Genomic DNA, 20,280 nt, shown 5'->3' with positions numbered 1-20,280 from the left:
TGCCGGAAACTTAGGCAAACCGAATTTACGCCAGCTTAACACCCTGTAAAATTGACATTACTTTTCGGCACGGTTCGAAAGCGACATGGCGTCGGAAACGGCACAGACAGAATGACGCGGGTGGGGAACGCTCTCTGCCATGAGACGCGAACACGTGACACATGAACGGATCCTGCGGGTGATCGGGGCGCGCCGGGGGCGCGCGGCGCGGGGCCGTCCCGCGGCAGGGTCGTTCCGTCGCTGACTCACCCGTTTTCCTCATGGAGTTCCCCCGAAAATGACCGCCCCCCTTTCCCGTCGCAGCGGTGGACGCGCAGCCCGGGTCGCCGCGCGCGCCGCCTCTCTTGCCGAAGATATCCGCCCCGTCCGCCCCGGCATGTCCGGCGGCACCTACCGCCCGCTGACGGACGCTCAGGTGCAGCGTATCCATCAGACCGCGCTGGACGCGCTGGAACAGATCGGCCTTGCCGACGCCCCCGCCTCGGGCGTCGAAGTGATGACCGCCGCAGGCGCAATTCTGGGCGATGACGGGCGGTTACGCTTTCCCCGTGCCCTGGTCGAAGACATGCTGACCAAGGCCGCGCGCCAGATCACCCTGCATGGACGTGACCCGCGCTTTGACCTCGATCTGTCCGGCCAGCGCGTCCATTACGGCACGGCGGGCGCCGCTGTGCACATGGTCGAACCGGACGGCCGCAGCTATCGCGAAAGCACCCTGCAGGACCTGCATGACGCCGCCCGCATCGCCCATGTTCTGGACAACCTGCATTTCCTGCAGCGTCCCATGGTGGCGCGTGACATCACCGACAACAAAGAGATGGATCTGAACACCATCTACGCCTGCTGTTCCGGCACGACCAAACACATCGGCACGTCCTTTTCCGATCCGTCCCATGTGGCGGACTGCATGGAAATGCTGCACATGATCGCCGGTGGCGAGGACAAGTGGCGGGAACGGCCATTTGTCTCCAATTCGAACTGCTTCGTCGTGCCGCCGATGAAATTCGCCACCGAAAGCTGCGAAACGATGGAGGCCTGCATCCGCGCAGGCATGCCGGTCCTCTTGCTGAGCGCCTGCATGGCGGGGGCAACCGCACCTTCGACCGTGGCCGGGGCCATCGTGCAGGCCGTGGCGGAATGCCTTGCCGGCATGGTCTACGTCAACGCCATCGCGCCCGGCCATCCGGCCATCTTCGGGACATGGCCCTTCGGTCTGGACCTGCGCACCGGGGCGATGTCCGTGGGATCGGGCGAACAGGCGCTGCTCAGCGCCGGTTGCGCGCAGATGCACGCCTTTTATGGCTTGCCCGGCGGCACCGCCGGGGGCGCCTCGGATTCGAAACTGCCGGATATGCAGGCCGGATGGGAACAGATGTGCTCCAACGTCATGGCCGGGCTGTCAGGCGCGAACATGATCTATGAGGCCGCCGGGATGCACGCCTCGCTTCTCGGCTTCTGTCACGAAAGCCTGATCCTCGGGAATGACCTGATCGGGCAGGCGCTGCGCTGCGTGCGCGGGATCGAGGTGGACGATACCACGCTGGCCCTGGAACAGATCCGTGAGGTCTGCACCAAAGGCCCCGGCCACTATCTGGGACAGGACGAAACCCTTGGCCGCATGCAAAGCGATCACGTCTACCCCGATTTCGGTGATCGGTCCTCGCCCCGCGAATGGGAAGAGAAGGACAAGCCCGACCTCATCGAAAAGGCCCGCGCCCGCAAGCTGCAGATCCTCGGCGCGCCCGGGGCTGCCCGGTTTGATCCAATGCTGGACGCCTCTTTGCGGGCGCGCTTTGCGGTCCATCTCCCACGGTAAGGCCCCTTCGCCGGGTGCTAATGTCCCGGTCGTAGGCCGGATTTGAAAATGGCGCGGTCCGCCGCTTGCGGACTGCGCCCCGACCCTCTACCCCAGTGGCGGCAGACACCGGAGGTTCCCATGCCTTACCTGATCCTCGCACTGGCCGTGCTGGCCGAGACCATTGGCACCACGGCGCTGCAGGCCAGCCAGCAGTTCAGCCGGATCGTCCCGACGGTGATCGTGATCCTTGCCTATGGCACGGCGTTTTACCTGCTGGGCGTCGCGCTGAAGTATTTTCCCGTGGGCATCGCCTATGCCATCTGGTCCGGGCTGGGCATCGTGTTGATCGCGGTGATCGGCCTGATGGTTTTCGGTCAGCGACTGGACCTGCCAGCGGTGCTGGGCATGGCGATGATCCTTGGGGGCATCCTGATCATTCACCTGTTTTCCAAGACCTCGCCGCATTAGACGCGGCGGGTGTTGTGTTAAGAGACGGTAAAAACGCGCCTGTAACCCCTTGATCCTGCATTCCCCCTAAGCTGTCCACGCGTGGACACCCCTTGCCACAGCCTCCCCCCGCACAAAAAATCCCCCCGGATTTCTCCGGGGGGATGCGTGCCGTTTACAAGCACATGATCCGTCGATCAGAAGCGGAAGGTCGCCCGCAGCGAATAGGTCTGGCCGTCGACGTCCACACCGGACCCACCGATGTCCTCGAACTTGTGCGCCAGCGCCTCACCACCAACGGTGAAGGTCTCATTGACCTTGTATTCCATGCCGACACCGCCGACCGGGCCGGTTGCATCGCCCAACGAGCTGTCGATCCGCGCGACACCGGCGGTGCCGTAGACCAGCGTGCGACCGGCGTCATAACCGACACGGCCCTTCAGGCGCGAAATGTTGTCCACGTCGACGCCGCCGATCTTGTAGTCAGCGCCAGCCTGGAAATCGAGTTCGCCGCCGACAACGACATTGCCGAAGTCATGGTCATAACCACCGTAGACCCCGTAGACGCCACCGTTGTTCGAGGTGTTGCCCGTCTGGGTGTTCAGGTTGCCAAAGCTCAGACCGACGTAGGGACCGGTCCAGTCGCTGCCGACCGGCGCGGGCGCTGCGGCCGGAACAACCGGCGCGACCGGGGCCGGATCGGCGGGCGTGTAGTCAAGGCTGCCGGCCAATGCCGGGGTTGCTGCAAGACCGGTGACGGCGACAAGCGTGAAGATGCTCGATTTCATGTCATTCTCCTATTTCCGTATTCCGCGACTGTTTTCTTTGCGTCGCGTCTGAGCCGCATTTAACGACCCGAGATGCCACTTCAACGTCCCCACCGATCAACTGTTCCGTGATCGTTTTGCCCCCATCGCGGCACCGGCCAAAAGGCGCGCAGACCCCCTGCCCGCTGCGCCATGATCCGCCGGTTCCATCGGCCTATCGCGCAACCGTGAGCCGTGCCTGCCTTGCAACAGGCGGCTTGCGGCACATTGGCTCTGGCATTTTGTGCCGCACCCGGCTAGTCCCGCGCCAACTCCGGACAAAGGACACCTCTCATGGAATTGCGCAACGTCGCGATCATTGCACACGTCGACCACGGCAAGACCACGCTCGTGGACGAACTGCTCAAGCAATCGGGCGCTTTCCGCGCCAATCAGGCCGTTGCCGAACGGGCGATGGATTCGAACGATCTCGAACGCGAACGCGGGATCACCATCCTTGCCAAGGCGACAAGCGTCGAATGGAAGGGCACCCGGATCAACATCGTCGATACCCCCGGCCACGCCGACTTTGGCGCCGAGGTGGAGCGGATCCTGTCGATGGTGGACGGTGTTGTCCTGTTGGTGGATGCCGCCGAAGGGCCGATGCCCCAGACCAAGTTCGTGACCTCCAAGGCGCTGGCCTTGGGCCTGCGCCCAATCGTGGTGCTGAACAAGGTCGACAAACCCGATGCCGAACCGGATCGCGCGCTGGACGAAGTGTTCGACCTGTTCTCGGCGCTGGACGCCGATGAGGATCAACTGGACTTCCCGCATCTCTACGCCTCGGGCCGCTCCGGCTGGTGCGATGCGGATCTGGACGGACCGCGTAAGAACCTTGATGCGCTGTTCAACCTGATCGTCAACCACGTGCCCGAGCCCAAGCAGGTCAAGAAGCGCGGTGACGATTTCCGCATGCTGGCGGTCACGCTGGGTTCCGACCCATTCGTGGGGCGCATGTTGACAGGCCGCGTGGAATCGGGGCGCTGCAAGGTTGGTCAGACCGTGCAATCCATCAGCCGGGTTGGCCAGAAGATCGAACAGTTCCGCGTCACCAAGATTCAGGCGTTCCGCGGGCTTCATTTGCAGGACATCGAAGAGGCAGAGGCAGGTGACATCGTCAGCATCGCCGGTATGACCAAGACGACCGTGGCCGACACGATCTGCGCCTTGGCCGTCGATGAGCCGCTGGAAGCCCAACCCATCGACCCGCCCACCATCACAGTGACCTTTGGCATCAACGACAGCCCGCTGGCCGGTCGTGACGGCAAGAAGGTCCAGAGCCGCGTAATCCGTGACCGTCTCCACAAGGAGGCGGAAACCAACGTCGCCATCCGCATCAAGGACACCCCCGGCGGCGAGGCCTTCGAGGTTTCGGGCCGTGGCGAATTGCAGATGGGCGTACTGATCGAGAACATGCGCCGCGAAGGGTTCGAACTGTCGATCTCTCGTCCGCAGGTCATCATGCGCGAAGAGGACGGCAAGACGATGGAACCGGTCGAAGAGGCCACCATCGACGTTGATGATGAATACACCGGCGCCGTCATCGAAAAGCTGACCGGCGTGCGCAAGGGCGAGTTGGTCGAGATGAAACCGGCCGGCGCGGGCAAGACACGCATCATCGCGCATGTGCCTTCGCGCGGGCTGATCGGCTATCACGGCGAATTCCTCACCGACACCCGTGGCACAGGTGTTCTGAACCGCGTGTTCCACGGCTGGACCCAGCACAAGGGCCCGATCCCGGGCCGTCGCGCGGGTGTTCTGATCTCCATGGAAGACGGCGAGGCCGTGGCTTATGCGCTGTGGAACCTTGAAGAGCGCGGCAAGATGATGATCGGCGCGCAGGCCAAGGTCTATCAGGGCATGATCATCGGCGAACACAGCCGTGAGAATGACCTTGAGGTGAACCCGCTGAAAGGCAAGAAGCTGACCAACGTCCGTGCCAGCGGCACCGACGAGGCCGTTCGACTGACCACGCCAATCACCCTGTCGCTGGAAGAGGCAATCGCCTATATTAACGACGATGAACTGGTCGAAGTCACTCCGAACGCCATTCGACTGCGCAAGCGGTACCTTGACCCGCATGAGCGCAAGCGCATGGCGCGTTCCGCCTGACGCAATAGCCCTGCGCAGGGCACCCTTGGCCGTGGGCCTGCTGACTGCATTTTTTGCGGTCGGCGCCACGGCGCAGGTGCCCTGCGACAATGGACTGGTCAGTGTGGACACGGCAGAGCCAGAGCTTGCCGAGCGCGCGTGTCATGCCTCTGACCGGGCCTTGGAGATCTTTGCGGACTGCGGGCAAAGCCTGTCGGAACCGGTTTCGATCCACACAAGGCAAAAGATCATTGGCGATTGTCTGGGCCTGTTTCATTGCGGGAAGGCCATGATCGAGGTCCTGACCCCGGACGCCCTGACAAAGCACCTCGATCCCGACGGGCTGTTTGCCCATATTCCCCCCGACGACATGTTCGAAAGCGTCGTCATTCACGAAATGACCCACGCGCTTTATGACGGAACTTCCTGCGGCGCCGAATTCACCGAGTGCTATGTAACCACCGAATACCTCGCCTATGCGCTGCAGATCGAGGCGTTGACCCCGGAACTCCGCGCGCCATGGCTACAGGATTTTGACCCACAGCAGACGGTCAAACGGGATGTCATCGGATTGGGGATACTGATGATGAAAACGGACCAATTTGCCCTGAGCGCTTGGGCACATCTGAATCAACGTGCCGATCGCTGTGCCTGGATCGATGGCATTCTGGACGGCTCGATCGTGTTTGATCGGCCCCGGCCATAACTCGCCAAGCCACAGCACCGAAAAACAAAAAGGCGCGGGGTGGCAGTCCCCGCGCCTTCGTCATGGATCTACGGCAGAGCCGTTATTTGCAGGCGGCCTTCTTCGCCAGATAGTAGCCCGCCTTCGCGAGGTGCTTGGTCTCTTTGTAGACGGCCGGGTAGTGGACCTTGATCATCTGGCCGTTCTTGTATTCCCACTCGGTGTGGGCAGCCATGATCAGGTGCTTTTTGTATTCATACTTCGCAGGTACCCAGACCTTGTCGTAGCACGCCACAACCTGACCTTCCCACGCCAAGGCGGGTGCAGCAAAGGACGCAGCCAGGATTGCGCCAGCAAGAACTTTTTTCATGATATTTCTCCCAAGAAAATTGATGGTATCCAAACTTAGCCAACAAAAACGGCGCGGCGCGACAGGAATTCCTGACTTGGCAGGGCAAAAAAGGTCAAACCCAGCCATTTCCACCTGAAATCCGGGAATTTGTGGTGAGGGTGCCATAGTTCGGCAACGGTCCCCGGGAAAGCCACGAAGCCGTTTTTTTCGATGCCGGAAAAGGTTCTTGAAAATGGAAATTTTTCGGCTCGCCCAACGCGAGCGGGCCAACTGTCTCACGAATCAGCAAACTTCCCAAGACGGCTGGCTCCGTTGCGGCAGGAGCTTGCTCAATGCCCGGGCGTTAACGGGCGAAAACGCGCCGATTTGCTCAGATGTCCGGCCAGACCTCTGCCCCGACGCTCAACACACCGCCCACAACGACCGAACAGCACCATCCACCGTGCCCACGCAACGCGTTATAGCCCCCGCGCCCCAGCGCCGCTTCCATCCGGGAACAGGGCGCGCACGGGCTGGTCACCTGCAGCCGCACGGGCCCGACGCGCAGGCCGAATTCCCGCAGTGCGGTCAGATTGATGCCGGAAATCACAAGATTTCTGCGCAGCACCTCGGGCGTAACCGGCGCGTCCCGGGACAATTGCGCAATCACTGGCAGATGTTCGGCCTGGATGATGGTCACGGCCCGATTTCCGGGACGCCCATGATCGCCTGCCAATCCCGCCTCTGTCACCTCAGCGGAAGCGACCTGCAGGACATCCCCCTTGCGATCCGGGCGCAGGCCAATCCAGTCCAGCCGCCCCGGTCCGGCAAAGGACCGGCGCAACTCGGCCAGCGGTGTCACTCGCTGGTCTCGACCACCATCAGCTCACGTTCGGAGGCGCCGCGCGCGTGGCTCAGCGCCTCTTGGTAGGCATCCGAGTTGTAGCATTCCACCGCAGCCTCGACCGTAGGAAAGCGGGCAACGACGTTGCGCGGACGTTCCTTGCCTTCCAACTGCACGAACCGACCGCCGCGGGCGATAAAGCTGCCGCCATGGGCCGCGATTGCCGGACCGGCCAGTTCGGCATATTTTCCGTAGGCTTCGGCGTCCGTCACCGTCACATGAGCAATCCAGAGCGCAGGCATGTCACTGTCCTCCAATCACCACTTCGGCGGCCTTGATGGCAGCCTCTGCATTCTCGACCGAGGCACCGCCGCCCTGCGCCATGTCCGGGCGACCACCGCCGCCCTTGCCGCCCAGTTCAACGACGGCTGCCTTGACCAGATCGACCGCCGACAGGCTGGCCTTCAGATCGTCGGTCACACCGGCCGCCACAGCCGCCTTGCCGCCTGCGTCAGCAATCAGCAGCACTGCGCCGGAACCGATGCGGCCCTTGTGTTCGTCGATCAACGGCGGCAGGTCCTTGCCCGTCACCCCGCTAAGGACCTGAGCGACGAAGGACACGCCATTGATGTCGCGTGTCTCGGCGCCTCCGCCCTGCCCGGCCCCGCCGGCCATGGCCAACTCGCGGCGCAGTTGCGCTACTTCGCCTTCCAGTTTCTTGCGGTCGTCCATCAACGCCTTGACCCGGATCGGCACATCCGCAGCCCCGGCTTTCAACAGGTTCGCAACCTCGGACAACCGGCGATCCTGCTGGCTGAGGTAGTCGAAGGCCGCCGAACCGGTCAGCGCCTCGATCCGGCGCACGCCTGCGCTGGATGCGCTGTCGCCCAGAGTGACAAAGAGGCCGATGTCGCCGGTCTGAGTGACATGAGTGCCGCCACAGAGTTCGATGGAATAGGTCTGCCCGTCGGTCCCCTTGCCGGAGCCGCGCTGGACGCCCATCGAAACGACGCGCACCTCGTCGCCGTATTTTTCACCGAAAAGCGCCTGCGCACCGATCTCGCGCGCATCGTCCGGGGTCATGATCCGGGTGCTGACAGGCGCATTCTGGCGGATGAAGGCGTTCACATCACGTTCCACCGCGCGCAGCTCCTCAAAGGACAATGCCTTGTTGTGGCTGAAATCGAACCGCAGCCGGTCCGGCGCATTCAACGAGCCGCGCTGCGCCACATGATCGCCAAGCGCCTCGCGCAGCGCCTCGTGCAGCAGGTGCGTGGCCGAGTGGTTGGCCCGGATCGCAGAACGGCGTCCGTGATCCACCTCAAGCTGTAGCGCATCGCCCTTGGTCAGGGTGCCCCGATCCACCGTCACATGGTGCGCGGTGATCTTGCCTCCCGCCATCTTCTGGGTGTCGGTGACAGTCGCGCCTTCGTCTTCGTCCTCCAACCGCCGCAGCCAGCCGGTATCACCCACCTGACCACCGGATTCGCCATAGAACGGCGTCTGGTTCAGAACGACCCAGCCGGCCTGCCCGGCCTTCAACTGATCGACCAGGGCCCCGTCAACAACCAGCGCAACAACCTGCCCTTCGGCGGTTTCGGTGTCGTAGCCTAGGAAATCCGTCGCGCCATGGGTGTCGGCCACGTCGAACCAAACGGTCGCGTCCGCCGCCTCGCCGGAGCCGGACCAGGCCGCGCGCGCCCGTGCCTTCTGTTCGGCCATCGCCGCGTCGAACCCTTCAACATCCACCTCACGCGATTTCTCGCGCAGGGCATCCTGCGTAAGATCGAGCGGGAAACCATAAGTGTCATACAGTTTGAACGCGGCCGCCCCGGGCAGCGGCGCGTCTTCGTCCAGCCCGGCCAGTTCATCGTCCAGCAGTTTCAGACCACGGTCCAAGGTCGCCTTGAAGCGCGTTTCTTCGGATTTCAGTGTCTCTTCGATCAGCGCCTGTGCGCGGCTGAGTTCCGGATAGGCCGCCCCCATCTGGCGCACCAACGCAGGCACCAGACGGTACATCAGCGGATCCTGCGCACCCAGCAGATGCGCGTGCCGCATGGCGCGGCGCATGATCCGGCGCAGGACGTAGCCGCGCCCGTCATTGGACGGCATCACCCCATCGGCGATCAGGAAAGAGGTCGACCGCAGGTGATCCGCGATCACGCGATGGTGCATCTTGCCGGGGCCATCCGGGTCGGCACTTGTCGCGTTGGCGCTCGCCTCGATCAGGCTGCGCATCAGGTCGGTGTCATAGTTGTCGTGTTTGCCCTGCAACAAAGCACCGATCCGCTCCAGCCCCATGCCGGTGTCGATCGATTGCATGTCCAGCGCCTTCATCGAGCCGTCCTCGAACTGCTCATTCTGCATGAAGACGACGTTCCAGATCTCGATGAACCGGTCGCCGTCTTCTTCGGCCGATCCCGGAGGACCGCCCCAAATGTGATCGCCGTGATCGTAGAAAATTTCCGTGCAGGGACCGCAGGGCCCGGTCGGGCCCATCTGCCAGAAGTTGTCCGACGTGGCGATCCGGATGATCCGGTCTTCCGGAACGCCCAGTTTCTTCCACGTCTCGAACGCCTCGTCGTCGGTATGGTAAACCGTCGTCAAAAGGCGCGTCGGATCGATTCCGAACTCCTTGGTCACCAACTCCCAGGCAAAGGGGATCGCTTCATTCTTGAAGTAGTCGCCGAAGGAAAAATTTCCCAACATTTCAAAGAACGTGTGATGGCGCGCGGTATAGCCCACGTTGTCCAGATCATTGTGCTTGCCGCCTGCGCGGACGCACTTCTGCGAGGTGGTCGCCCGCACATAGTCGCGCTTTTCTACCCCGGTGAAGAGGTTCTTGAACTGCACCATGCCCGAGTTGACGAACATCAGCGTCGGGTCATTGCGCGGCACCAGCGGGCTGGAGGCCACAACCTGGTGCCCCTGCTTTTCGAAATAGGTCAGAAAGGTCGAGCGGATGTCGTTCAGGCTTGCCATGTCGGGCCTCTTCGCGGGCGAGTGATCGGCGAAGATGTATCCGTGCCGCCCGCCGGTGTCCACAGGCCGGTGACCTTCCAGGGCTCTCTTCTGCGCCAGACATGAAAAGGGCGTCCACCGGGGACGCCCTTTTCACATTTAGATGGGTGAGGATCTCACTCCTCGACCATGTCCGGATCGTCCTCGGGCATATCGAATTCCAGCCCGTGCGCCGCGCGAATCTTGTCCTCGATCTCCAGCGCGACGCGGGTGTTTTCCCGCAGGTAGGTCTTGGCGTTCTCACGCCCCTGCCCGATCCGTTCGTCGCCATAGCTGTACCAGGCGCCGGATTTGTCCACCACGCCGGCCTTCACCCCAAGGTCCAGCAATTCGCCCATCTTGGAGATACCCTCTCCGTACATGATGTCGAATTCCACCTGTTTAAACGGCGGAGCGACCTTGTTCTTGACCACTTTCACGCGGGTGGCGTTGCCGACAACCTCATCCCGGTCCTTGATCGCGCCGATGCGACGGATGTCGAGACGGACCGAGGAATAGAATTTCAGCGCGTTGCCGCCCGTGGTCGTTTCGGGCGAACCGAACATGACGCCGATCTTCATCCGGATCTGGTTGATGAAAATCACCATGCAGTTGGACCGGCTGATCGAACCGGTCAGCTTGCGCATGGCCTGGCTCATCAGGCGGGCCTGCACACCGACGCTGCTGTCGCCCATGTCGCCCTCAAGCTCGGACTTCGGCGTCAGAGCAGCGACCGAGTCGACAACCACCATGCTGACCGCGCCCGAGCGCACCAGCGTATCGGTGATCTCAAGCGCTTGTTCACCGGTGTCAGGCTGCGAGATCAGCAGTTCGTCCAGATCGACACCCAGCTTTTTCGCGTATTGCGGATCCAGCGCGTGTTCCGCATCGACAAAGGCGCAGACACCGCCCTTTTTCTGTTCTTCCGCGATGCAGTGCAGGGTCAGAGTTGTCTTGCCAGAGCTTTCCGGCCCGTAAATCTCGATGATCCGGCCCTTTGGCAGGCCGCCGATCCCCAGGGCGATATCAAGGCCCAGCGAACCGGTCGAGGTCGCCTCGATATCCTTGATGGCGTTTTCACCACCCAGTTTCATGATCGAACCCTTGCCGAACTGGCGTTCGATCTGCGCCAATGCGCTGTCCAGGGCCTTTTGTTTTTCCGCCGTACGCTTGTTGTCCATGCTCAGAAGATCTGCCGTTGCCATGCGTTTCAGTCCTTATTCCATATGCCGGGGAGCGCGGCAATCGCTGCTTTCGTTCACCTCTTGTTCCCAAATTCTATGGGATCAAAACGTGAACAATTCAAGTTAAATCTTTCACTTTCAAGACTGCGACAGGTTGGTTAAGGCAAGGTTACCAAGGTGGAGACAAATTGATGCTGGTGTTCTGGAAAGCGCGATTGGTAATGCTGGCGGTGCCCAAGACGGGCACATCGGCCTATGCACGCGCGCTTGGGCCACTGGCGGGCATGGTCGTCTCGGATCCGCCTGAACTCAAACACTCGCCGGTTTTCCGCTACAACCGCTTTTTCCGCCCGATGTTCGAACGCGTTGGCGGGGAAGACCTCGAATTGCTCGCCGTGGTGCGCGAACCGGTGGATTGGCTGGGGTCGTGGTATCGGTATCGGCAACGCGCCTTTCTGGACGACCGGCCAACCTCGACCAAGGGCATCACTTTCGATGCCTTTTGCGACGCTTACGCTCGGGGCGACCGCCCCGCTTATGCCGACGTCGGCAGTCAGGCGAAATTCGTCGAACCGCGTCCAAACGGGATCGCGGTCACGCATCTATTCAAATACGAAAACCAGTCCGGCCTAATCGCCTTTCTGGAAGACCGTCTGCAAACCCGGATCGACCTGCCGAGAGAGAATGTCTCTCCTCCGCGCGATCTGTCCCTGTCACCTGCGACCGAAGAAAAGCTCCACCGCAAATGCGCCGCGGATTTCGAGGTCTGGGAAAGCGCCCGCTAGGCGACACGCCCGCTCAGCTCAGTTGCTGGTGCACCGTTTCGGTCAGGTCGGAAAGCGAGAAAGGCTTGGGCAGGAAGACGGAGTTCGGGATTTCCTCGCTGCCCTCGCCAAAGGCATCTTCTGCATAGCCGGAGACAAAGACGACACGCGTATCAGGCCGCGTTTCGCGCGCCTTGCGCACCCAGGACGGTCCGTCCATGCCCGGCATGACCACATCCGTGACAAAGATATCCACGGCGAGTTCCTGATCCTCGAGGGTTTCGAGCGCATCTTCGGCGGTTTCTGCCTCGATCACAGTATAACCGCGCAATCGCAGGGCGCGCGCGGCAAAGGCGCGTACCGGGGCTTCGTCCTCGACCAGCAGGACCACGCCGGATCCCTGTTCGGGCAGCTTCTTGGTGGCCGGTTCCCGCACCTTGGCGACTTCTCCCTGAACGACTTCGTGCGCCGGGAAAAGCAAGGTAAAACAGGACCCTTGCCCAACGACACTATCAACGAAGATGAAGCCACCGGTCTGTTTTACGATCCCGTAGACGGTGGACAACCCAAGGCCTGTCCCCTCCCCGGTGCGCTTTGTCGTGAAGAAGGGTTCAAAGACCTTTTGCAGCTTGTCCTGCGGAATACCCACACCCTCGTCCGTCACCCGGACCGTCACGTATTTTCCCGGCGCGACGACCGCCCGGTCCCGGGACAACGGTTCGATCAGGACACGTTGTTCGGTCTCAACAACGATTTCGCCGCCGTCCGGCATGGCGTCGCGGGCGTTGACCACGAGGTTCATCATCACCTGTTCCAACTGGCGGCGATCCCCACGCACCGGTGGCAGGACAGGGTCATGCTTGAGCGTCAAACGGACCTTTTCCCCCACCAAGCGGTTCAGAAGATGGGCAAGATCAGACAAGGTGTCGCGCAGGTCCATGACCTCGGGTTGCATGGTCTGCTTACGTGAGAACGCCAACAATTGCCCCACAAGGGCCGCAGCCCGGTTCGCGTTTTGGTTGATCTGCACCAGATCGCCATAGTCCGGATCCCCCTGATCATGCCGCAACAATAGCAGATCACAATGGCCCGAAATGGCCGTCAGCAGGTTGTTGAAGTCATGGGCGACGCCGCCTGCCAACTGACCGATGGCTTGCATTTTCTGGCTCTGGACGAACTGCGCCTCCAGTGTTTTCAACTCGGTCGCATCGTTCAAAACCGCGATCAGCGCGGTTTCTCCCTCATCGATCACGCGGTTGAGCGTGACCTGCACAAAGACCTCCCGGTCGGCCCGCGTCAGCCTGAGAAACTCGGACCGATGCAGACCGCGCCCATCCGCAGCCTCCTGCAGCCAATCCTTGATGGCGCGGCCAAGGCCTTCCATGTGCTCGACGATCTGACCCGGTTGACGCTGTCCCAGATCGAGAAGGCGCCGCGCCTCCGGGTTCGCCCTCAGGATCTGGCCGTCCGGTGCAACCTTGAGCAGAGGGACGGGCAGTCCGTCGAAACTGCCCATGACATCATTGCGTGTGCTGTCCTCGGCGATGGGAGAAAGAACGAGTTCCTGCCGCCCGCCGCCGATGTCGGCGCTGTTGACAAGGACGCTCAGCCCGGCGTTTGCGCCTTTGAGGTAATGCACCCCTCCGGCCCGCAGCGGCAGGTCGGCGAACACATCGTCCAGACGCTTCACGCGTTTGCCGACAAGGTTTCGGGCCACGGGGTTCATGTAAAGAACCGCCCCGTTTCGGCCCAGCGAAATAACCGCCAGATCCGCGCGTGACCGACCGCCAGCACGTTGCGATTCATTTTCCATCCGCCAGAGCGTCAGATCGGGTTGGAAGGCCCTGACATAAATCCGATAGCCTTCGGAATGGCTCGTCACGTCCTCGACGGCCGCACCGTCGCGCAGGGCCTTATGTTGCAGCCGGTAAATGATGCCTTCGGAACTGGCAAAAACGTCGCGCAGGAGGTCGGACAACAGGGTCTCGTCCCCGACCGAGAACCTGTCCCGCGCCGCACGGTTGGCCCGCAGCACCTGTGCCGATCCATCGCACAAGAAACAGAACGACGGCTCCGTTTCCACGAAATCCGTCAGCATTTCGAACCGTCGCTGCCGACGTCCACCGGAAATCGAAGCAAGGATTAACCAGCCTAGTGCAAGGCATCCAAAAGCCCCGGTTGCGGCAAGCCCGGCCACGCGAACCGACCGCAGGTCAGCCATCTGGGCGATCAACAGCGACATGGTTGCCAGCAGGATCAGCGCGGCCGCACCGAACACGGGTGTCATTCCCCTGTTCCGTCTTCCCTCGATGTTGACCGACGCCTCCAAAAAGCCCCCTGGGTTCGCGATTCGTCCTTGGGCATAATGCCCGCACGGGCAATTAAAGCCACGTTAACCGTCAGAAAAATACACTCAAAACGTGTGTTTTTCGCATTCCATACAGCGTATCAGGGCCGCGACATCACAGTGACGAAAAATCCGTCACCAGCGAAATCAGGTAAAAACTGTCGTGGCCGGCCAAGAGAAAAGCTTGAATTTCGGCTCATAAACGCCTGTGACTGATCGATATTTTCCTCGCGAAGCACCGAGCAGGTCACGTAGGCAAGCATGCCGCCGGTGCCGACAAGGTTCGCTGCGGCGTCGAGGATCTCTGCCTGTATACGTTGCAAATTTGCCAGACGATCCGGCGTGAGGCTCCACTTGCCCTCTGGCGCGCGCCGCCACGATCCGCTGCCGGAACAGGGGGCGTCACAGAGGACCAGATCATAGGGTCCTTCGGGCTGATCGACGCGGCGGACGTCCGCACCGGCCCGTTCGGCGCGGGCGGGCAAGTCCATCATGCGCTTGGGTGCCGCGTCATGGGCATCGACGGGACCGCCGTCCAGCCGTGCAGCCATGGCAAGGGCCTTGCCGCCGCCTCCTGCGCAGTAGTCCAGCACCTTGAGACCGGGGCGAAGCGGAAGGAGGTCGACCACCGCCTGGCTGGCCGCGTCCTGCAGTTCGACCTGACCTGACAGAAAGGCCTTGCTGCGCGCCAGCTTGCGGGGACCTTCGGTGACACGCAGGGCGGTTGGGGAGAGGTCATGCGTTTCGGTGGCGATGCCGTCCTCGGCGAGGCTGGCCTGCGCCTCCGCGACGGTGGCGCGCAGGAGGTTGACCCGCAGGAAAATCTCGGCCCGCGACCGCAGGGCCAGCGCGGCGGCCTCGGCCTGCGGGCCGAGACTGTCGCGGAACTTTTCGGCGAGCCAGTCCGGCAGGTCCCAGGCTTCGGCGCCTTGCGGCGCGCGGCCGGCGGCGCGTTCGGCCTCTGACAGGGGTTCGGGTCCGTGACCGAGGCCGGAGAAGAGCGCGTCGATGTCCTGCCCCTGCCCGCGCAGGAGGCCGAGCATCCGCGCCCTTCCCGTCTCGCCGCCACCGAGGGCTGCCGAGGAGCGCCAGCGGCGCAGCGCATCGAAGACGTGGTCGCGGACGGCGGCGCGGTCCTTGGAGCCGGCGTAGCGAGAGGTTCGGCCCCAGTTGGTCAGCGCCTGTTCGGCCGGTTTTCCGGCCGCGATGGTGTCCAGCAACTGGATGGCGGCCTGGACTCTGGCGGCTGGGGTCATGGGGGATCCTCTGGCTTGGGTTGGGGCCTGTCCACGCGTGGACAGCTAAGGGGAATGCAGAATCAAGGGGTTACAGAGACGAATTCATGAACTGTAAACCTTTGCCCCTCTCGCATCCTCCTCACGACCCGTTCGACAGGCATAAGAAACGGCAGTTCATTGGGCCGGTTTTCTGTCCGTCGGACCGTTGAAGGCTCCGCTGGAGCCTTCAACGCGACGCGGACCGGGGCTCACCCGATCCGGTAGTTCGGCGACTCGCGGGTGATCTGCACGTCATGCACATGGCTTTCCTTGAGCCCCGCGCCGGTGATCTTGACGAAACGGCAGTTGCCCCGCATCTCTTCGACCGTGGCGCAGCCGGTGTAGCCCATGGCCGCGCGCAACCCGCCCACCAGTTGGTGAATGACCGTGCCGGCAGGCCCCTTGTAGGGCACCTGGCCTTCGATGCCTTCGGGCACCAGCTTGTCGCTGGCGGCATCTTTCTGGAAGTAGCGGTCGGCAGAGCCGCGCGCCATCGCCCCCAGAGACCCCATGCCGCGATAGGCCTTGAACGAGCGGCCCTGATAGAGGATCACCTCGCCCGGGCTTTCATCGGTGCCCGCGATCATCGACCCGACCATCGCGCAGGACGCCCCCGCCGCGATCGCCTTGGCGAAATCGCCCGAGAACTTGATGCCGCCATCGGCGATCACCGGCACGTCGCCCGCCGCCGCCGCGCAATCCATGATCGCGGTCAGCTGCGGCACGCCGACGCCCGCCACCATCCGCGTGGTGCAGATGGAGCCCGGACCGATGCCGACCTTGACCGCGTCAGCCCCGGCGTCGATCAGCGCGCGCGTCGCCTCTGCGGTGGCGACGTTGCCCGCGATGACCTGCACCTCGTTCGACAGCTTCTTGGCCCGGCTCACGGCCTCGATCACCCCGCGGGAGTGGCCATGCGCGGTGTCCACCACCACGATATCGACACCGGAATCCACCAGCGCCTCTGTCCGTTCAAAGCCGGAATCGCCAACGCTGGTGGCCGCGGCGACGCGCAGGCGACCAAGACGGTCCTTGCAGGCGGTGGGGTTCAGGACGGCCTGTTCGGTGTCCTTCAGCGTCAGGAGGCCGGTCAGCTTGCCGTTCTTGTCGGTGACCAGCAGCTTTTCGATGCGGCGTTCCTTCATCATGCCGATGGCCTGATCGCGGTCCGCCGGTTCCTGAAGGATGGCAAGGTTCTGATGGGTCATCATCGCCTTGACCGGCGTATTGTCCTGCGCGGCAAAGCGCATGTCGCGGTTGGTGACGATGCCGACGACGCGGTGCTTTTCATCCACCACCGGAAAGCCGGTAAAGCCATAGCGTTCGGTCAGCGCCTTGGCGTCGGCAAGGGTCTGTTCCGGCGTCAGGGTGACGGGGTTGTAGACGATCCCGCTTTCAAAGCGTTTGACGCGGCGAACCTCGCGGGCCTGCGCCTCGACGTTCAGGTTCTTGTGGATCACGCCCATGCCGCCAGCCTGCGCCATGGTGATCGCCATGCGGCTTTCGGTTACGGTGTCCATTGCACTGGACAAAAGCGGGATGTTGAGCGCGATGGAACGCGTCACCCGTGTGCGGGTATCCGCCGTGGATGGCAGCACACTGGATGCTGCGGGAACGAGAAGAACGTCATCGAAGGTCAGGGCCTCGCGAATCTCCATGAGGGGCACTCCTTGGGAGGGATCGGTTGGCGCGTCCCTATCGCATGCGCAGCCGGGAAAGGAAAGAGCGTGCGGTGCGTCGGGGCGTCCCGCCCGGATCGGGGTGAAAGATGTCCTCTTCGAGGGGCACATCGAACCGCCAGTCGAAGGGAAAGATCCGGTCGCGCGGCAGGCCCAGCGTTTCGGGGGCCTGCGGGTCCTGACTGTCGATCCAGCCACTGGCGGTTTTCCAGAAAATTGCGCGCAGCGTGCCGCCGCTGTCGGTGTCGACGACAAAAACGGAGGGCCGTTCCGTCCCGCCCGCAAGGATCGAGGTGCCGTGGATCCAGTATTCGCCGCTGGCCTTTGGGACCTTTGGCGGGTTGCTGACCGCGCCCTGCCCGGTCTTGGGGTCGGTGCGCAGGACAAAGCCCGGCGATCCGTGCAGAAGGTTGATCCGCTTGACGGTGGTCTGGTCGATCATGTGGCTTGTCCGTTACTCAGCATCCCGAGGCGCGTCGTGCCAATGGTCTTCCATGATCAGGCTGTCGAGGTCCAGCCGCTTGCGCCAGCCGCGCGCCTGCAGTTCGGGCTGTGCGAAACAGTCGTCGATGTGACCGACGCAGAGATAGGCCACGGTTTCGACGTGGTCCGGCAGGCCCAGCAGCTCGCGCAGGTCCTCCTGCCGGAAGATGCTGACCCAGCCCACGCCCAGCCCCTCTGCCCGGGCAGCAAGCCAGAGGTTCTGCACCGCGCAGACCGTGGAATAGAGATCCATGTCGCGGTTGTGGGTCCGTCCCAAAACCACCTTTCCGCCGCGCGTGCGGTCACAGGTGACGGCGATGTTCAGCGGGGATTTCAGGATACCTTCGAGCTTTAACGCCGCGTATTTGCTGCGCTTTTCGCCCTCGAACATCTGGCAGGCCTCTGCGTTGGCGCGCTGGAATGCGGTGTGCACGGCCCGGCGGCGCGCGGCGTCGCGGATCAGGATGAAATTCCACGGCTGCATGAAGCCGACAGAGGGCGCGGCATGGGCGGCCTGCAGCACCCGGCGCAGGCGGTCCGGGGCGATGGGATCGGGCAGGAATTCGTTGCGCACGTCCCGGCGCGCGTCGATGACGTCATAGAGCGCCCGGCGTTCGGACGCAGTGAAGGTGCGCGCCCGTTCGGGCGCGGGATAAGTGGACGCGCCTTTGGGCGCGATTGTGGGATCGCTCATGGTCGGCTCCGCGAAAGACAGCGACCGCGCGCGTTCCACCGCGGCGGTCCATGTCGTCAGGCCGGTCTTCTGGCTTGGGTTCTGCCGGTGTGGACGCCTTCCCGGGGATTGCCCCAGTGGCCTGTATCCGCACCGTCCCCCTTACAGCGGCGGGCCCGCGCCGGTTTTTCACCGGCTTCCCGATTCTCCCCTTGGCGGGGCACCTGACGGCGGCAGAGTGCGACAGGCGGACGGGTCTGGCAAGCGGGGATCGGGCGCTATTTTGCGCCCGATCCGGGGGTGTGTCAGTCGGATTTGGTGTCGGCGGCCTTCTTGTTGGCGGCCTGCACCGCCTCTCCGATGGCCTGCACGGACCAGGCGAAATCCACGTCCAGCGCGGTGTCGAAGACCCAGAAATCGCGCGGCACGTAGAAGTTCGCCGCATAGCCGGTGCCGCGCCCGCCCCAGGCCGCAAGGCCGTGGCAGGTCATGCAGTTGGTCTGAATGCCCAGATCGGTGGTGATCGTGGACCAGCCGTCGCCCTGCGGGATCTGCACGGTTTCGGTGATCGACACCACGGGCGTGCCGAACCCTGCCTCCAGATAGGGATTGAAGGCGGTGACCAGCGCGCCGACGTTCTTGCCGCCGATGAGTGGCTGCGCCGGGACCAGCATGGAATAGGCCGGGGCCATGGCGTAATGCGCGGCCTGCGTCGTCAGGGTATCGGGGCGCGCGGCGGCGATGGCGGCGCTGGAGGGCGTGTTGGGATGGGCGGCATCCGCCTGCCACCAGAAGGTCTGCCACGTCCATTGCGTCACCTCGCGCGAGGTGACGTGCATCGCCACAAGCAGGGCAATGGCGATGTCGCCGCCGAACTCCTCCGTCTCGCCGGTCGCGGTGTTGATGAACCCGCCGTCCACGTCCTTGAGGTTCACGGCGATGAAATCGTCCAGCGAATAGATGCTGCTTTCATCGGGGCTGGCACAGTTCACATCGACGCCGGTGGAGGTGGTGCGCCCCTTCAGCTCCAGATCGACATAGACGCATTGCTGCCAGAGGGTTTCGGGATAGCCGCCCTCTTTCATGTCGGGCGTCCAGTTGGTGATGTCCGGGATGCCCGGCCAGGCGGTAAAGGCATAGAGCTTGCGCGCGCGGCCGTCGGCATCGGTCCAGTCGCTCAGCCGGTCTTCGGTGATCAGCTTGTAGACCGGTTTGACGTTCACCGCGTCATCGGGAAAAACCACCTTGTCGCCCTCGGCCAGCAGCCGGTCCAGCACCTCGGGCTTTCCGGTGCCGGTTTCCAGCAGGTAGGCTGCCGAGGGCGGGCTGTAGGCGACATTCTCCAGCACGTCGGTGTTCACGATGATCCCGGCGGCGTTCTTGACCGGCTCCGTCCCGTCCTTCTTTTCCGAGGCGGCATTGGCCAGGAAGCCATCCACCAGCCCGTGCTTGAACATCTGGTTCGACTCGCCCAGCAGGAAGTCCTTTTCCGGGTCCTTGCCGGTGAAGACAGAAATCACATCCGCCTTGGTCAGCCATGTCTGATAGGTCACGCGGGCAAAGCCGCCCTCGCCCTCCACCGGCTTGGTCAAACCGGCCCAGATGCCCCAGCCGTGGGCGTGAATGGCCGCCGTGTCCTGCGGTTCGACAAAGATCCAGCTGTTGATCTCATCCTCCGCTGTCGGGAATGTGACCCCCGGCGCCGGGTTCGCCGGCATGTCCACCCCGAAATCCTGCGCCGCCGCCGCCAACGGCAGCATCAGCAAGGCCCCCAAGGCCCCGATTGCCCGTCCATGTCCCGTCATCGCACGTCCCCCTTCAAATCCGTGGTTGGTAAAAGTGACGCTACGTTAACCTCAACAAGGGGGATT

General features: G+C 63.0%; 17 protein-coding genes and 1 riboswitch. Of the genes, 5 read left to right on the top strand and 12 right to left on the bottom strand.

The features are described from left to right. The first annotated feature begins 277 nt into the window (after nucleotides 1-277). Nucleotides 278-1,816 carry a trimethylamine methyltransferase family protein gene (locus tag ACTXGA_RS04020; RefSeq protein ID WP_443391844.1) on the top strand — a complete coding sequence of 513 codons (1,539 nt, stop codon included), beginning with the start codon at nucleotides 278-280 and terminating at the stop codon, nucleotides 1,814-1,816. 120 nt (nucleotides 1,817-1,936) lie between these two features. Further along, nucleotides 1,937-2,266 carry an SMR family transporter gene (locus ACTXGA_RS04015; RefSeq protein ID WP_443391843.1) on the top strand — a complete coding sequence of 110 codons (330 nt, stop codon included), beginning with the start codon at nucleotides 1,937-1,939 and terminating at the stop codon, nucleotides 2,264-2,266. A gap of 176 nt (nucleotides 2,267-2,442) precedes the next feature. On the opposite strand, the gene ACTXGA_RS04010 is transcribed toward ACTXGA_RS04015, so the two are convergent. Continuing rightward, complete coding sequence (locus tag ACTXGA_RS04010; RefSeq protein ID WP_443391842.1) at nucleotides 2,443-3,033, bottom strand: outer membrane protein; 591 nt, start codon at nucleotides 3,031-3,033, stop codon at nucleotides 2,443-2,445. 312 nt (nucleotides 3,034-3,345) lie between these two features. Here ACTXGA_RS04010 and typA point away from each other — a divergent pair, with 312 nt between their 5' ends. Both typA and ACTXGA_RS04000 read left to right on the top strand, forming a co-directional pair. Further along, nucleotides 3,346-5,163, top strand: a complete 1,818-nt coding sequence (gene typA, locus ACTXGA_RS04005; RefSeq protein WP_443391841.1) for a translational GTPase TypA — start codon at nucleotides 3,346-3,348, stop codon at nucleotides 5,161-5,163. A gap of 31 nt (nucleotides 5,164-5,194) precedes the next feature. Next, nucleotides 5,195-5,848 carry a DUF6639 family protein gene (locus tag ACTXGA_RS04000; protein WP_504434220.1) on the top strand — a complete coding sequence of 218 codons (654 nt, stop codon included), beginning with the start codon at nucleotides 5,195-5,197 and terminating at the stop codon, nucleotides 5,846-5,848. A gap of 82 nt (nucleotides 5,849-5,930) precedes the next feature. Here the strand turns inward: ACTXGA_RS04000 and ACTXGA_RS03995 are convergent, their stop codons facing one another. From ACTXGA_RS03995 to recA, 5 genes are all read right to left on the bottom strand, one after another. Beyond that, entirely contained in the window at nucleotides 5,931-6,197 is a 267-nt protein-coding gene (locus ACTXGA_RS03995; protein ID WP_443391839.1) for a hypothetical protein, read from the bottom strand. 352 nt (nucleotides 6,198-6,549) lie between these two features. Beyond that, complete coding sequence (locus ACTXGA_RS03990; protein WP_443391838.1) at nucleotides 6,550-7,020, bottom strand: MOSC domain-containing protein; 471 nt, start codon at nucleotides 7,018-7,020, stop codon at nucleotides 6,550-6,552. Beyond that, nucleotides 7,017-7,304 (bottom strand): DUF1330 domain-containing protein, encoded by a 288-nt coding sequence (locus ACTXGA_RS03985; RefSeq protein ID WP_443391837.1) that lies wholly within the window; start codon nucleotides 7,302-7,304, stop codon nucleotides 7,017-7,019. Before ACTXGA_RS03985 ends, ACTXGA_RS03990 begins: the two co-directional genes overlap by 4 nt. Nucleotide 7,305: 1 nt before the next feature. Continuing rightward, nucleotides 7,306-9,984, bottom strand: coding sequence for an alanine--tRNA ligase (gene alaS, locus ACTXGA_RS03980; protein WP_443391836.1), 2,679 nt, complete (start codon nucleotides 9,982-9,984; stop codon nucleotides 7,306-7,308). A gap of 155 nt (nucleotides 9,985-10,139) precedes the next feature. After that, nucleotides 10,140-11,207 (bottom strand): recombinase RecA, encoded by a 1,068-nt coding sequence (gene recA, locus ACTXGA_RS03975; protein ID WP_443391835.1) that lies wholly within the window; start codon nucleotides 11,205-11,207, stop codon nucleotides 10,140-10,142. A gap of 170 nt (nucleotides 11,208-11,377) precedes the next feature. Here recA and ACTXGA_RS03970 point away from each other — a divergent pair, with 170 nt between their 5' ends. Beyond that, the gene (locus ACTXGA_RS03970; RefSeq protein WP_443391834.1) at nucleotides 11,378-11,971 is read left to right on the top strand and encodes a gamma-glutamyl kinase; all 594 of its coding nucleotides are present in this window, start codon (nucleotides 11,378-11,380) and stop codon (nucleotides 11,969-11,971) included. 13 nt (nucleotides 11,972-11,984) lie between these two features. Here the strand turns inward: ACTXGA_RS03970 and ACTXGA_RS03965 are convergent, their stop codons facing one another. From ACTXGA_RS03965 to ACTXGA_RS03940, 6 genes are all read right to left on the bottom strand, one after another. Beyond that, nucleotides 11,985-14,237 carry an ATP-binding protein gene (locus ACTXGA_RS03965; RefSeq protein ID WP_443391833.1) on the bottom strand — a complete coding sequence of 751 codons (2,253 nt, stop codon included), beginning with the start codon at nucleotides 14,235-14,237 and terminating at the stop codon, nucleotides 11,985-11,987. Nucleotides 14,238-14,398: 161 nt separating this feature from the next. Next, nucleotides 14,399-15,553 carry an RsmB/NOP family class I SAM-dependent RNA methyltransferase gene (locus tag ACTXGA_RS03960; RefSeq protein WP_443391832.1) on the bottom strand — a complete coding sequence of 385 codons (1,155 nt, stop codon included), beginning with the start codon at nucleotides 15,551-15,553 and terminating at the stop codon, nucleotides 14,399-14,401. A gap of 230 nt (nucleotides 15,554-15,783) precedes the next feature. Next, entirely contained in the window at nucleotides 15,784-17,232 is a 1,449-nt protein-coding gene (gene guaB, locus ACTXGA_RS03955; RefSeq protein ID WP_443391831.1) for an IMP dehydrogenase, read from the bottom strand. Between the two features lie 37 nt (nucleotides 17,233-17,269). After that, nucleotides 17,270-17,695, bottom strand: a complete 426-nt coding sequence (locus ACTXGA_RS03950; protein ID WP_443391830.1) for a hypothetical protein — start codon at nucleotides 17,693-17,695, stop codon at nucleotides 17,270-17,272. Nucleotides 17,696-17,707: 12 nt separating this feature from the next. Then, nucleotides 17,708-18,430, bottom strand: coding sequence for a 5,6-dimethylbenzimidazole synthase (gene bluB / locus ACTXGA_RS03945; protein ID WP_443391829.1), 723 nt, complete (start codon nucleotides 18,428-18,430; stop codon nucleotides 17,708-17,710). Nucleotides 18,431-18,472: 42 nt separating this feature from the next. Beyond that, a riboswitch (cobalamin riboswitch) is annotated at nucleotides 18,473-18,652 on the bottom strand. Between the two features lie 62 nt (nucleotides 18,653-18,714). Continuing rightward, nucleotides 18,715-20,214 carry a hypothetical protein gene (locus ACTXGA_RS03940; RefSeq protein ID WP_443391828.1) on the bottom strand — a complete coding sequence of 500 codons (1,500 nt, stop codon included), beginning with the start codon at nucleotides 20,212-20,214 and terminating at the stop codon, nucleotides 18,715-18,717. Nucleotides 20,215-20,280: the final 66 nt, after the last annotated feature.

It is taken from the genome of Antarctobacter jejuensis, from assembly GCF_052266595.1.
GTDB lineage: Bacteria > Pseudomonadota > Alphaproteobacteria > Rhodobacterales > Rhodobacteraceae > Antarctobacter > Antarctobacter jejuensis.
Note: the sequence above shows the minus strand (reverse complement) of the source record. Positions and strands in the feature narration are given on the sequence as shown.

Coding starts and splice junctions, on each gene's coding strand:
- ACTXGA_RS04020 (WP_443391844.1), top strand. CDS start 278: ATGACCGCCCCCCTTTCCCGTCGCAGCGGTGGACGCGCAGCCCGGGTC.
- ACTXGA_RS04015 (WP_443391843.1), top strand. CDS start 1,937: ATGCCTTACCTGATCCTCGCACTGGCCGTGCTGGCCGAGACCATTGGC.
- ACTXGA_RS04010 (WP_443391842.1), bottom strand. CDS start 3,033: ATGAAATCGAGCATCTTCACGCTTGTCGCCGTCACCGGTCTTGCAGCA.
- typA (WP_443391841.1), top strand. CDS start 3,346: ATGGAATTGCGCAACGTCGCGATCATTGCACACGTCGACCACGGCAAG.
- ACTXGA_RS03995 (WP_443391839.1), bottom strand. CDS start 6,197: ATGAAAAAAGTTCTTGCTGGCGCAATCCTGGCTGCGTCCTTTGCTGCA.
- ACTXGA_RS03985 (WP_443391837.1), bottom strand. CDS start 7,304: ATGCCTGCGCTCTGGATTGCTCATGTGACGGTGACGGACGCCGAAGCC.
- alaS (WP_443391836.1), bottom strand. CDS start 9,984: ATGGCAAGCCTGAACGACATCCGCTCGACCTTTCTGACCTATTTCGAA.
- recA (WP_443391835.1), bottom strand. CDS start 11,207: ATGGCAACGGCAGATCTTCTGAGCATGGACAACAAGCGTACGGCGGAA.
- ACTXGA_RS03970 (WP_443391834.1), top strand. CDS start 11,378: ATGCTGGTGTTCTGGAAAGCGCGATTGGTAATGCTGGCGGTGCCCAAG.
- ACTXGA_RS03965 (WP_443391833.1), bottom strand. CDS start 14,237: ATGACACCCGTGTTCGGTGCGGCCGCGCTGATCCTGCTGGCAACCATG.
- ACTXGA_RS03960 (WP_443391832.1), bottom strand. CDS start 15,553: ATGACCCCAGCCGCCAGAGTCCAGGCCGCCATCCAGTTGCTGGACACC.
- guaB (WP_443391831.1), bottom strand. CDS start 17,232: ATGGAGATTCGCGAGGCCCTGACCTTCGATGACGTTCTTCTCGTTCCC.
- ACTXGA_RS03950 (WP_443391830.1), bottom strand. CDS start 17,695: ATGATCGACCAGACCACCGTCAAGCGGATCAACCTTCTGCACGGATCG.
- bluB (WP_443391829.1), bottom strand. CDS start 18,430: ATGAGCGATCCCACAATCGCGCCCAAAGGCGCGTCCACTTATCCCGCG.
- ACTXGA_RS03940 (WP_443391828.1), bottom strand. CDS start 20,214: ATGACGGGACATGGACGGGCAATCGGGGCCTTGGGGGCCTTGCTGATG.